General features: G+C 68.7%; 11 protein-coding genes. 7 read left to right on the top strand and 4 right to left on the bottom strand.

Features of this window, described 5'->3' with window-relative positions; translation table 11 throughout:
• Positions 1–45: 45 nt before the first annotated feature.
• A complete protein-coding gene (locus LOZ83_RS07955) occupies positions 46–708 on the bottom strand; it encodes an HD family hydrolase (RefSeq protein ID WP_236789604.1) in 663 nt (220 codons plus the stop codon).
• On the bottom strand, positions 701–1672 hold the full coding sequence (locus tag LOZ83_RS07950) for a helix-turn-helix domain-containing protein (protein WP_236789603.1): 972 nt from the start codon (positions 1670–1672) through the stop codon (positions 701–703). The genes LOZ83_RS07955 and LOZ83_RS07950 overlap by 8 nt, the downstream gene beginning before the upstream one ends.
• 314 nt (positions 1673–1986) lie before the next feature.
• Between LOZ83_RS07950 and LOZ83_RS07945 the strand changes: the two genes are divergently transcribed.
• From LOZ83_RS07945 to LOZ83_RS07930, 4 genes are read left to right on the top strand one after another with little or no spacing between them, the layout of a single operon-like run.
• Positions 1987–2724 carry a hypothetical protein gene (locus LOZ83_RS07945; protein ID WP_236789602.1) on the top strand — a complete coding sequence of 246 codons (738 nt, stop codon included), beginning with the start codon at positions 1987–1989 and terminating at the stop codon, positions 2722–2724.
• Positions 2724–3029 carry a putative quinol monooxygenase gene (locus LOZ83_RS07940; protein WP_236789601.1) on the top strand — a complete coding sequence of 102 codons (306 nt, stop codon included), beginning with the start codon at positions 2724–2726 and terminating at the stop codon, positions 3027–3029. Before LOZ83_RS07945 ends, LOZ83_RS07940 begins: the two co-directional genes overlap by 1 nt.
• A 22-nt stretch (positions 3030–3051) precedes the next feature.
• Entirely contained in the window at positions 3052–3549 is a 498-nt protein-coding gene (locus LOZ83_RS07935; protein ID WP_236789600.1) for a class I SAM-dependent methyltransferase, read from the top strand.
• A gap of 50 nt (positions 3550–3599) precedes the next feature.
• The gene (locus tag LOZ83_RS07930; RefSeq protein WP_236789599.1) at positions 3600–4085 is read left to right on the top strand and encodes a MarR family winged helix-turn-helix transcriptional regulator; all 486 of its coding nucleotides are present in this window, start codon (positions 3600–3602) and stop codon (positions 4083–4085) included.
• 52 nt (positions 4086–4137) lie between these two features.
• Here the strand turns inward: LOZ83_RS07930 and LOZ83_RS07925 are convergent, their stop codons facing one another.
• Together LOZ83_RS07925 and LOZ83_RS07920 are read right to left on the bottom strand one after the other, a co-directional pair.
• Positions 4138–6453 (bottom strand): hydantoinase B/oxoprolinase family protein, encoded by a 2316-nt coding sequence (locus tag LOZ83_RS07925; protein ID WP_236789598.1) that lies wholly within the window; start codon positions 6451–6453, stop codon positions 4138–4140.
• Complete coding sequence (locus LOZ83_RS07920) at positions 6450–8561, bottom strand: hydantoinase/oxoprolinase family protein (protein ID WP_236789597.1); 2112 nt, start codon at positions 8559–8561, stop codon at positions 6450–6452. The genes LOZ83_RS07925 and LOZ83_RS07920 overlap by 4 nt, the downstream gene beginning before the upstream one ends.
• A 190-nt stretch (positions 8562–8751) precedes the next feature.
• Here LOZ83_RS07920 and LOZ83_RS07915 point away from each other — a divergent pair, with 190 nt between their 5' ends.
• Genes LOZ83_RS07915 through LOZ83_RS07905 form a run of 3 tightly spaced genes read left to right on the top strand, consistent with a single transcriptional unit; the run spans position 8752 to position 12730 of the window.
• Complete coding sequence (locus tag LOZ83_RS07915) at positions 8752–10290, top strand: FAD-dependent monooxygenase (RefSeq protein ID WP_236789596.1); 1539 nt, start codon at positions 8752–8754, stop codon at positions 10288–10290.
• Positions 10287–11975 (top strand): (2,3-dihydroxybenzoyl)adenylate synthase, encoded by a 1689-nt coding sequence (locus LOZ83_RS07910; protein WP_236789595.1) that lies wholly within the window; start codon positions 10287–10289, stop codon positions 11973–11975. The genes LOZ83_RS07915 and LOZ83_RS07910 overlap by 4 nt, the downstream gene beginning before the upstream one ends.
• Positions 11972–12730: a maleate cis-trans isomerase gene (locus LOZ83_RS07905; protein WP_236789594.1), complete on the top strand. Its 759-nt coding sequence runs from the start codon at positions 11972–11974 to the stop codon at positions 12728–12730. Before LOZ83_RS07910 ends, LOZ83_RS07905 begins: the two co-directional genes overlap by 4 nt.
• Positions 12731–12757: the final 27 nt, after the last annotated feature.

Raw genomic sequence — 12757 nt, 5'->3', positions numbered from 1 at the left:
CTTTCCCGGGAACGTTAGGCCGGGCAATGAGCGCGACCAACCGCGTCATCCCACTGACCGGGTCGCGCCCGGCCGTGCCCAGCCCCGGCGTTCGCCCTCGTCGATCAGCTCCCGGCCGGCCGCCCACAACGACGCCGACGCGTCCCCGATCACGGCCTTGCGGGCCCGGATGTCGTCGGCGGTCACGCCCGGGGTCCGCCACGTCCCGCCGCGTGCCATCCAGTTCAGCAGCAGCGGCTGGAGCCGGTCCATGGCCTTCGCGAAGCGGGCCTCCGGGGTCTGCCGCGCTTCGAACTCGTCCCACAGCGCCCGGATCCGGTTCGCCTGGTCGGCCGGCAGGAGCCCGAACAGCGCCGCGGCCGCGTCCGTCTCACGTTCGGCCTGGTCGAGGGTCATTTCGGCGTCGTAGAGCGGAGTGTCGCCGGCGTAGATCTCGACCAGGTCGTGCACCAGGACCAGTTCGACGGTGTGCCCGACGTCGATCTTCTCGTCCGCGTGCCCGGCCAGGATCGTGACCATCAAGGCCAGATGCCACGAGTGCTCGGCGTCGTTCTCCCGCCGGTCCACGGCCGCCAAGGGGGACTGCCGGAGGATTGTCTTGAGCCGGTCGACTTCGATGAGGAACGTGAGCTGCTGCCGTAGCCGCTCGTCGATGGTCTCGGGGAACGGGTTCGTGCCGGCCAGCAGCCGCGCGTCGGCGTCATCCATGGTCTTGATGATGGCCGGTGCCGGTGTGGAACGCTCGCCGGTAGGCGCTGGGGGACAGACCGAGGGATTGCCGGAAGTGATGGCGCAACATGGCTTCCGAGCTGAAGCCGCTGCCGAGTGCCACGTCAAGGGTGGTCAGCCGCGTCTCTTCGAGCAGCCGCTGGGCGTGGGCGACCCGCTGATGAGTCAGCCACCGGTGCGGGGTCGTGCCGGTCTCCGCGACGAACCGGCGGGTGAACGTGCGCTCCGAGAGATGCACCCGCGCGGCGAGGGTCGCGACCGGGATGTCTTCGGTGAGGTGACCGATCATCCACTGCTGCAACGGGGCGAGTGTGTCGTCGGCACAGCGCGGCAGCGGGCGGTTGATGAACTGCCGCTGACCGCCTTCGCGTTGTGGTGCGGCGACCATGAGGCGCGCCAACGTGTTCGCGGCTTCACCGCCGAGTTCGCGGCGCACGATGTGCAGGCACGCGTCGATGCCCGCCGCGGTGCCCGCACTGGTCACCAGCGACCCTTCGTCAACGAACAGCACGTCCGGGTCGACCCGCGCGGTCGGATGTCGTTGCCGCAACTCGTCGATGTTCTGCCAGTGTGCGGTGCACCGGCGCCCGTCGAGCAGCCCGGCCGCCCCGGCGAGGAACACCCCCGAGCAGATGGTCAGCACGGTGGCCCCGGCCGCATGGGCCGCACGCACCGCGGCGAGGGCGGCCTCGGGGAACTCGCGCAGGCCGGTTGCCGGCACGGCCAGCAGGTCGACCCCGTCGATGGCGTCGAGGCCGTGCGCGGGCAGCAGGCGCTGGCCCACGTTCGTCGACACCGGCCGGTCCGCGTGCACACCGCACACCCGGAAGTCGATCAGGTCCAGACCTTCGGCACGCCGGTCCCGGCCGAAGACTTCGCAGAGCATCCCGAACTCGAACTCGAAGAGCTGGTCGACCACCAGCGCCGCGACCCGCTTCAGCATCCCGTCAGCATAGGCGGGATATCGACGGTCGTTGACGGTTGACCAGCGGCGCTGCCGCGGCGCCGTTCATAAGGTTTTGGTATGGGCAACTCGTCGAAAACCAGGGTCTGTGAACGTTGCTGGGGAGTCATCGGTCCGGACGAACCGGCCCTCGAGCTCGCCCACATCCACGGGGCGCGTCACGACGGATCGGTCGAGTGGCGCTACGCCTACGTGCACCTCGGAGATAAAGTTGCGTGCGCACGCACTTAAAGCTAGGCTCGAGTCAGATCTCGCGGGAACGGCTCGCGGGAAAAGGCTCCAGGAGGAGTTCCATGTCAGCGACGACATCTCAGGAAAGGGCGACCCTGCGCGTCGGGGTCGGAACCGGCGTTGTCACGTCGATCGAGCAGTTCAGCATCCCCGGGAGCGACCGGTCGCCGGGGACGAGCGCGGCCGGCCTCACCCGCAAGCCCAAGGGCCCGTCATCCGGCGAACGTGTTCTCCAGGTGCAGATCGAGCGCGCCGCGGCCTACCTGAAGGACAACCTGAAGGCGACCGCCGGTTTTCACGCCGCCTTGCTCCTGGCCGGCCAGAGTGGCGAATTGGTGCTGTACAGCCAGTGGAGGTCTGAGGAGGCCGCGCCGGTCAAGGCGCCTGAAGAATGGTCTCTCGCTCCGGCGGTGCCCGGCCTGGACCGGGTCGACGCCCGCACTTATGTCGTGGATTTCACCGCGCCGGACGTGGTGAGCGAGGCTTCGCTCTCGGCCACTCCGCATGCCCACTTCGGGGTGTTCACCGTCGACCCGGCGAACCAGGAGCCGATGCTCGAACTCGCCCGCCGCTATGCGCCGGGCTCCATGGGAACGCCGGGGTTGGCGGCGATCAACTTCCATCGCAGCCTCGACGGCGAGCGGGTGATCAATCTCGGGCTCTGGCACGGTTTCGGCGAATTCGACAATCTGTTCACCCGTCCCGGCTTCGACCAGGGCGGCGAGTACTGGACCGGGGTGGCGACATTCCGGCCGCATTTCTTCGACGTCGTGGCCGTCGTCACCGCGGAGGAGGCGTGATGCCGGAAGTTGCTGTGTGGGCGACCATCAAGGTGCTGCCCGGCCAACAGGAGAATGCGGAGAAATTCTTCGCGTACTCCCGGAAGGTCATTGATTCGGAATCTGGGACGACCAGCTTTTTCGTGGTGAAGATAGACGCCGATACCTACGGCATCTTCGACACGTTCACCGACGAAAACGGTTTACAGGAACACATTGCCGGGCTGTCGGGCAAACAAGCGGTGGCCGATCTCGTCGGCACCATCTTCACCGGTCCGCCGGCCATCACCAACAGTGTGGTCATCCAGCGCGGTGTTGCACAATAGGCCGGAATCCAGGAGACCATCGATGTCACTGTCGCCCGACTATTACGACAAGGCGTACCTCACCGGTGCCACGCCATGGGTCATCGGGCAGCCGCAGCCCGCGATCATCGCCGCGGAAGGCGAGGGCTGGTTCACCGGCCGCGTGCTCGACATCGGCTGTGGTGACGGCGCCAACGCGATCATGCTCGCGCGCCGGGGCCATGACGTGCTCGGCATCGATGTGTCTCCTGCCGCGGTGCGGCGCGCTCAGGACAACGCGTTGTCCGCCGGCGTGGCTGTGCGGTTCGCGGTGGGCGACGCTCTGCAGGAAAGTGACCGCGGGTATGGCGTGGACAATGTGCTCGACAGCGCGCTTTTCCACATCTTCGATGCCGAAACCCGCGCCAGGTATGTCGCCGGGCTGGCCATCAGCGAAGGCGATGTGCGCAGTGCCTTCGCGTCATCATTGTGGTCCGGCCGGAGTCCCGGGCAACTGCACGATGCCCCGGCCTGGCTGGCCAGCATTGAACGGAGCGCCTGATAGGTGCGGCATACTTGGGCTCGGCGGCGAGTGCGGACAAGGGAGGCAGCATGGACCCCGCGAAGGAGCGTGGCGGCGTCACGACACCACCGGACCGTCTCACCGCCGAGGAACAGTTGGTCTGGCGTTCCCTGGGGCGGGCCGTGCTGCGCCTGCCTCGGATCGTCGACGAAGCCATGATGCGGACCACCGGGCTGACGATGACCGAGTTCGCGGTGCTCGACACGTTGCAGGAGGCGGAACATCGCACCCTCCGCATCAGCGAAGTGGCCGCCAATACGGGCCTGTCGAGTAGCCGGGTCAGCCGGGTCGTCGACAGCCTGGCGACTCGGGGCTGGTGCCGGCGCGAACCGGACACCACCGACCGGCGTGCCGCCCTCGCCGTACTGACCGAGGAGGGAAACACCAAAGCCGAGACGGCCAAACCACACCACTCCCGGCTGGCACGCGAGCACGTCCTGGCCCACATCCCCGCGGAAGAGCGGGCCCATTTCATCGCCGCCCTCACCGCCATTTCCGGTGGCGACGGCAGCTGACCGAGCGGGCAGCCGCGATGCACAGTGATCACGACTGCCCGCCCAGGGCGTCTCAGGCGGTTCCCGCGGCGGCCGGCACGAGGGTGCTCATCGCGTCGACGTGGTCGGCCGGTACGACCGCCGAATAGAGCGCCGTCCAGCACGATGGGCAGCAGTACTGCCGGAACACCACCGGGGCGTCGACGTAGTCGGCGGCGGTCGCGATGATCTGCGGCCCCGCATCGGTCGCCGGGCCTTCGTAAACCGCCAGGGCAAGCTCGTCGCCATCGCCGCTCAGGGTTTCGTTGCAGTGGCGGCACACCACGACCGTCCGCGCCCCGTCCGACGCCGTGACTAGGTTGTCGTCGAGGCGTTTCGCCGAGGCCAGTTCGGTCTTTCCGCCCGCGGGCGCCTGGGTGACTCGTGAGCGTTGCCGGCGTGCCGACCGCTGCTGTTCACGTTCGGCGGCGGTCGCGGTTTCGTCGACGACACCGGATTCGATGACGACGCCGTAGACCGTCCGGGCGGCGGCAGCGGTGATCTTCTGTTCCCGGAGGTCCCGGGCGACCGCCTCCGGGTCCCGGGTCAGCGGGTCGCCGTAGCCTCCGCCGCCCTGCCAGGTCATCGCGAACACTTCACCGGGCGCGAGGTAGCTCGACGCGTAGTTCTGTGCCGGCTCCAAGGTGTCGCTGACCTCCGCGAGTTCGCTGGGCAGCCGGCCGCCGGAGAGCAGGTCCGTGATCCGGCTCTGCCGGGCCACGATGTCGAGTCCGGTGTTGCCGGGGTGTCCACCGGACAGCCCGCCGTTCTGCGAGACCGCCTTGCCGTTGGAGGCGAGCACGAGGCCCATCGGGATGCTGGTGCCGTGCGGAGTGATCGCGACCGACGCCCCGACACCGCCACGGTGCCGTCCCGGCCCGCCCGAATCCGGGACCTCACGCCGCCACAGGGTGAGCACGGGGTAGAGGAACTCGGTCATCTCGACATCGGGAATGCGGCCCATCGGGATGCAGAACAGGCCACCGGTGTCGATGCCGTCCGCGTGCGGCCGCGCGCCGTAGCCGCCGGACATGGGCTCCATGACGATGTTGAGAAACGGTACGGGCTGCTCTCCGCGCTCGTCGAGCCCCGCGATCACCGCGGTGTCCCAGGTGCCGCAACAGGTTGCCTGGACGTTCTTGCCCAGTTCGAGGTCGCGGTCGAGCATCTGCGACAGGCACTCGGCGACGAGGTTGCCGGTCAGCCAGGCGGGCCCGATCGGGCCTCGGCCGACGGCGGCGGGGTAGGTCGCGTTGTTGAGCGTGCCTTCCTCGGACACCAGGTCGAAGCAGCGCATGAGTCCGCCCGCGGACCACGGGATGTCACCGGCGAGGATCGGCAGCAGCGCCAGCATGACACCCCCACGCATGCCGGCGTAGGTGCAGTTGACGACGCCGGATTGGGGATCGGTGCCGGTGAAGTCGAACGTCAGGTGATCGCCGGTTTTGGTGGTGGTGACGGTGATCTTGTGTAGGCCACGGTCGCCTTCGTGGGACTGGTCCTGGTACCCGGTGGCGCTCCAGCTGCCGTCCGGCAGATCGGCGAGCTTGCCGCGCAGCCGCGTTTCGGCGTCCGACATCATGCGCTTCATGACGGCCTTGACCGTGTCCGCCCCGTACTGCTCGATCAACGCGTGCAGCCGTTCCCGGCCGACGTTGTTCGCACCGATCTTGGCGCGCAGGTCGAGCGCGACGAGCATCGGCACCCGGGATCGCCGCACCCACAGGTCGGAGACGTCGCCCTGCAACTGGAAGTCCCGCACCACCTTGACCGGCGGCGTGGGCAGGGACTCGGAGAACACGTCTTCGGCGGCGGGGGCGAAGGAGCCCAGCCCGACGCCACCGAGGTCCGGCTCGTGGCAGATCGCGCTGGTCCAGGCGAACAGCTCGCCGTTGTGGAAGACCGGCTGGTAGACCATCACGTCGTTCTGGTGCAGACCGCCGCCGACCCACGGGTCGTTGGTGAGGAACATGTCCCCCTCGGTGATCCCGGGGTTCGTGGCCCGGTTGCGCAGCGTCCAGTAGATGGCCAGGTCGACCGCGCCGACCAGCATGGTGTTGTAGAGCCCGACCTGCACCTCCTGACCCAGCTCGTCGGAGATGGCGAAGTCGAAGTCGTTCGCGTCGGTCACGATCGGCGAGCCGGACATCCGCTTGAGCGCTTCGCCCATCTCGTCGGTGACCGACCACAGCCGGTGGCGCACGACCTCGTAGGTGAGCGGGTCGAGCGTGTCGATCTGGTCCTGGGTGACCGTGTGCGTGCGCAGTTTCGAGGGCAGCGACCGGCGCAGCTCGTCCGGATCGATCGGGCGGCTCGAGAAGTTCTCCGAACCGAAGATGGGCATGCTCATGAGGCGCTCCTGGCGGAGGTGCGGATGATCAGGTTGCCGAGCGAGTCGACCGTGCCGGTGGTGCCACCCGGGACCACGACGGTGGTGGTCGGGACCTCGACGATGGCGGGGCCCTCGAGCCGGTGTCCGGCGCGCAGCTCGCGGTAGTCGTAGACAGGCGTGTCGACGTAGCCGGTGGCGGCGTCGAGGCAGACCGGGCGGCGGTGCGCTGCGACGGGGTCGGATGTGGCGGCGGCCGGGATCGCCGGGAGTTCGGGGTTGAACGGCAACACACCGATTCCGCGGACGCGGAAGGTGATGGCCTGGATGCCGGCTTCGCGGAAACCGGCGTCCTTTCCGTAGAGGGCGGCGTAGGAGTCCTCGAACGCGGCGGCGGCGTTCTCGATGGAAGCCATGTCGAGCGGACCGTCCGCGACCGGAGTGGTGACTTCCGCGAGCTGCATGGAGTAGCGCATGTCGATCTCGCGGTACAGCTCGACGGTGGCGAACCGGACGCCCTGCCGGTCGAGCCCTTCCCGGACCTGCTTTTCGAGATCGTGGAAGTTCTGTTCCGCGCGGGCCGGGTCGAACGGCACGACGGTGGGGTCGGACAGTTCCGCGGCCAGCGCGATGTTCGAGGATGCGAGGCCGTAGGCGGAGAACGCGGAGGCAACCGGTCCGAGCGGGACGACGACCTCGTCGACGCCGACTTCGGCGGCATAGCGGGCGCAGTGGGCCGGACCCGCGCCGCCGAAGGCATAGACCACGAAGTTGCGCGGGTCGTGACCCGCTTCGACGACCGTCTTGCGCAGCAGGTCGCCGGTCTGTGCATTTTGGACGGTGTAGATCGCGGCGGCCGCTTCTTCGACACTGAGGCCGATCGGTTTGGCGATCCGGGTTTCGATGGCCTGGCGGGCCAGTTCCAGCGACAGCGGCTTGCGTCCGCCGAGCAGGCCTCGCTCCGGCAGGATGCCGAGCACGAGATTGGCGTCGGTGTTGGTCGGTTCGGTGCCGCCGTTGCCGTAACACGCGGGCCCGGGAACCGCTTGCGCGCTGTGCGGCCCGATACGCAGGTTCCCGCCGGCGTCGAGCCAGGCGATCGCGCCGCCGCCCGAACCGATGGCGTCGACCCGCAAGGTCGGCACGTTGATCGGATGGTGGTTGATCACCGTTGTGGTGTCGCGCACGGGTTCGCCATCGACGACGAGCCCGGCGAGGAACGTGGTGCCGCCGACATCGGTGGAGATGATGTTGCGGTGGCCCAGTTGGCGGCCCAGCGCCACCGATCCGACGACGCCACCGGTGAGGACGGAACCGATGGTGCTGATCGCGGTGGCCGGCGCCTCGGGTGCCGCGACGGCGCCGCCGTTGCTCTGCATGACCAGCAACGGGCCGGAGAGCCGGTTCTCGCGGAGCGAGTTCTCCAGGGTGGTGAGGTAGTCGCGCAGGCCCGGTCCGATCTGGGTGCTCATGATCGTGGTGGCGTTGCGGGCGAATTCCCGGATACGCGGGCTGACCTCGCTCGACAGTGCGACGAAGACATCCGGGTCCTGTTCGGCGACCAGTTCGCGCAGCCGCCGCTCGTGCTGCGGGTTCCGGAACGACCACAACAGCGAAACCGCGATCGCGCGCACGCCGTCGTCGAGCAGTGTGCGAATGGCGGCCCGCGCCTCGTCTTCGTCGAGTGTGACCACGACCTGGCCGTCGCGGTCGATCCGCTCGGTGACCTCGAGCGCGTGGCGTTTCGGCAGCAGCGTGTGGTCCTTGGCCTGGCCGAGCACGTTCTGCAGCTCGTGCGGGGAACGGCCGAGGTAGCGGCCCTCCACGTTCATGATGAAGATCGAGTCGCGGTGCCCCTTGGTGGTGAGGAACCCGACCGGCGGCACGTTCCCGGTCACGAGGGCGTTCAGCGACGAGGTGGTGCCGTGCGCGATGTGGTGGGTCTCCGCCAGCATTTCCGGCAGCGTCCTGCCCAATTGCTCGGCCAAGAGTTCCAGGACGTCGAGCACACCCTTCGAATAGTCCGGCGGCGTCGAGGGCGACTTCGCGGCGAGCACGGTCCCCGCATCGTCGTCCAGAACGGCGTCGGTGAACGTGCCTCCCACGTCCACGCCGATGACATACGCCATGGCTCACGCTCCTTCGCGTGGAGAGCAATCGCCGGGGCACCACGACGGGCACGCCCAGGATCGACGATTGATTACGGGAACGTAGACTATTAAACGTCTGCGTTTGGAGTCAAGTAGGCCACACTCTTGACTGTTGTCGTCATCGTTGAATAGTCTACGTGACAGTCAATAGTCGAACCTGGAGGTCGGGATGCGAGTACGCCGTGCCGTGGTGCTCGGCGGGGGCCCTGGCGGCCTCTACGTCGCGCGTCTGCTGAAGCTGACTCAGCCCTCGTGTGAGGTGGTCGTCTACGAGCAGGGCGAGCCGGACAAGACGTTCGGCTTCGGCGTCGGGCTGGCGGCCGGGACCCAGCGCAACCTCGAAGCGGCCGACGCCGACACCCTTCGCGACATCGTGGCGGCCGGCTGGCGGCACGACATGACGATGGCGGTCGGCGGCCGCGACGCGCGCGTGCACAACGACCGGTTGATCGGGATCGCGCGGACCGAACTGCTCGCCATCCTGCAGCGGCACGCCGAAAAGGCGGGCGTCCAGATCGAATACGGAACTCGCCGCACGGCCGGCGAATTCGACGCGGACATCGTGATCGCCGCCGACGGAGTCAACAGCGCCACCCGGAGCGCCGGTCAATTCGGTGAGAGCGTCGAGGTCGGACGCGGACTCTACGTGTGGTGCGGTGCCGATTTCGCCTTGCCGGACGCCGTTTTCGCGCCGGTCGGCACCGAGCACGGGGTGTTCGTGACACACGCCTATCCCTATTCCGACGGGCGCAGCACGTTCCTGATCGAAACGGACGAAGAGACGTGGCGGCACGCCGGCTTCGACCGGTCGACGGACGCGACGCCGCCCGACGCTTCCGACGAGGTCTCGTTGCGCTACCTGGAGGGTGCGTTCGCCGAACGCCTGCGCGGGCATTCACTCATCGGCAACCGGACGCGGTGGACGCGGTTCCGCACCGTGCGGTGCGAGACGTGGTCCGATGGCCGGACCGTGCTGCTCGGCGACGCGGCGCACACCGCCCATTTCTCCATCGGGTCGGGTACGAAGCTGGCGATGGAGGACGCGATCGCCCTGGTCGAGGGGCTGGCCGAGGAACCGGATGCGCAATCCGCTTTCGCCCGGTACGAGGCCGTGCGCCGCCCGGCCGTGGAACGGTTGCAGGAACTGGCCCGGCGCAGCCAGTTGTGGTGGGAGTCGTTCCCGTCGCGGCTTCACCTCCCCGCCGAGCGCCTGATGGTCGCCTACATGACGAGGGCCGGAAATGTTCCCCTGGAACGCTTCGCCGCCACCAGCCCGGATGTCGTCACGGCGGCTCTGGAGCATTACGCCGGCGCCGAACCCCCGTCGCAGGACGTCGTCGACTGGGTGCTGGCACAACCCTTGCGGTCCGGAGAAACCGAGTTCCCCCAACGAGTTCTCGAGCCCGGGGAGGGCGGACCGACCTGCACGACGCTCGCCGTCGCCGTCACCGATCCCTGGGGCGAACCCGGGGACGCCGTCGTCGACCGGGCACGGCAAGCCCGTGAGAATGGCACCGATGGCTTCCGTTTCACCGGTCCGGCGGACCGTGCCGCGCTGCTGAGCAGGCTGGACCTGGCCGAGCGGGTCCGGATCGAGGTCGGCGGACTCGTCGTCGTCGACGGTCCGGCCGCGCTGCGTGCCGATCTCGCCGCGGGGCTGGTGAGCGGACGCTGTGATTTGGTGTCGTTCAACGAGGAGCAGGCATGAACACATCTCGATGGGCCGGCCGGGTCGTCCCGTACCCGGGTGACCTGGCGGCCCGCTACCGCGAGGCGGGCCTGTGGGGCACGCGCACGATCGCCGACGAACTCCATGCGGTGTCGGCGATCCATCCGGATCGCGATGCCGTCGTCGCGCTCGACGGCCGGGTCATCTTCCGCGAGCTGGACGAGCGCACGGACCTCATCGCGGCGGGCCTGGCCGGATTGGGCCTCGAACCCGGTGACCCCGTGCTGTTCCAGGTGACGAACCGGCTGGGCGCGATCCTGGCCTGGTACGGGGTGCTCAAGGCCGGGTTGGTGCCGGTGTGCACGCTGGCCGCCCATCGTGGCCACGAGATCGGCGAGATCAGCCGCCGGGTCGGCGCCGTCGCGCACCTGGTCGAGGCGGATTCGCGGGGGTTCGACCTGGTCGCGTTCGCGGCCGAACAGCAACGGGATCATCCGACGCTGCGGCACGTGCTGGTGGTCGGCGCGACCACGGAGGCCAATGGCGTCGCGATCGAGTCGCTGGGCGCAGACCTCGACCCGCTGGCCGCGCGGAAGACCGTGGAGGAGATCCAGCGCGGCATCGATCCCGACGACGTCGCCGTCTTCCAGCTCTCGGGCGGCACGACCGGGGTGCCGAAGGTGATCCCGCGGCTGCACGCCGAGTACTGGTACAACGCGGTGGCGTACGCACGATCCTGGGGCTGGACCGCCGAAAGCCGGGTGGCGCACCTGATCCCGGTCATCCACAACGCGGGGATCGTGTGCGCGGTGCACGGCCCGCACAGTGCCGGCGCGTGCCTGGTCCTCGGGAACGTGGACCTGGAAAAGTCGTTGCCCTTGATGGCGCGGGAGCGTGCCACGCACGTCCTGCTCGGCCACGGGCACTTCGGTGCCGTCGGCCTGCCGGGGTTCGAAGCCGCGACGAGTTCGGCACGCGGGGTGGTGCTGTCCGGGACGAAGGTGCCTGGCGCGCTCTTCGACGAACTCGAACGTCGTGGACTGTGGTCCGGGCAGCTGTTCGGTATGGGCGAAGGCATGTTCATCTCGACCCGCCCGGGCACCCCGCGCGAAGCCCGCGCGACGACCGTCGGCACCCCACTGTCTCCTTTGGACGAAATCCGCGTTCTCGAACCGGGCACGGAGATCGAAGTACCCGACGGGGACACGGGTGAACTCTGCTGCCGCGGCCCGTACACGTTGCGCGGGTACTTCGACGCCGCGGCGCACAACGCGAACGCGTTCACTTCCGACGGCTTCTACCGCACCGGGGACCTGGCTTCGCTCCGAAAGATCGAGGGCGAGCGTTACGTCTCGATCGAAGGCCGGCTCAAGGACCTGATCAACCGGGGCGGCGAGAAGATCAACGCCGAAGAGGTGGAATCCCTGTTGCTGCGCCATCCGCGGGTCGTGGGCGCGGCCGTCGTCGCCATGCCGGACCGGCGGCTCGGCGAGCGCTCCTGCGCGTACGTCGTGGTGCGCGGCGAGCCGATCACCCTGGCCGATGTCCAGGAGCACTTCGCCACCCTGCAGGTCGCGAAGTTCAAATGGCCCGAACGCATCGAGTTGATCGACGAGATTCCCCGGACTCTCGTCGGGAAGATGGACAAGAAGCGCCTGCAGGCCGACATCGTCGAAAAGCTCGCCGCCGAACACGGCGCGATCAGTCCAGGAGGAATTTCGTGACCACCCACCGGATCGGACTCGTCGTCCCCAGTTCGAACGTCACTGTCGAAACGGAGATTCCGGCGCTGCTCTCCCGGCACGCCGACGCGCGTTTTTCCTTCCATTCCAGCCGGATGCGGATGCACAAGGTGTCCCCGGAGGAACTGCGGGCGATGAACGCCCAACGCGAGCGGTGCATCGACGAACTGGCCGACGCGGACGTGGACGCGGTGTTGTACGCGTGCCTCGTCGCACTCATGGCACAGGGCCCCGGCGAGCATCAGCGCACCGAGGCCGCCGTCACCGAGCAGTTCGCCAAGACCGGCCGCCGTCCCGCCGTGCTCTCCAGCGCCGGCGCCCTCGTCGAAGGGCTCGCCGCGCTCGGTGCCCGCCGGATCGCGCTGGTCACGCCCTATCTTCGCCCGCTGGCCGAACAGGTCGTCGGCTATCTCGAGTCCGAGGGCTTCGAGGTGCTCGACTGGGCCGCGCTCGAAGTGGGCGACAACGCCGAGGTCGGCTGCATCCCGGGGGACCGGGTCATGACCGCCGCGCGTGGTCTGGACCTCGCCGGTGCCGACGCGCTCGTCATCTCCGCCTGCGTGCAGATGCCGTCGCTCGACCTGGTCGCACCGGCCGAGGCGGAGTTCGGGCTCCCCGTCCTCTCGGCCGCGACGGCGGGCGCGTTCGCGCTGTTGCGCCACCTCGGGCTGCCGACGGTGCTCCCCGGCGCGGGCAACCTCCTGGCAGCCGATCGAACGGTGTCGGCGGCACGATGAACCGGCCGCCTGCCGTGACTCCCCTAC

Origin of the sequence: Amycolatopsis sp. GM8, from assembly GCF_021653975.1 — a bacterium.
GTDB lineage: Bacteria > Actinomycetota > Actinomycetes > Mycobacteriales > Pseudonocardiaceae > Amycolatopsis_E.
This window is presented reverse-complemented; position numbering and strand designations above follow the sequence as displayed.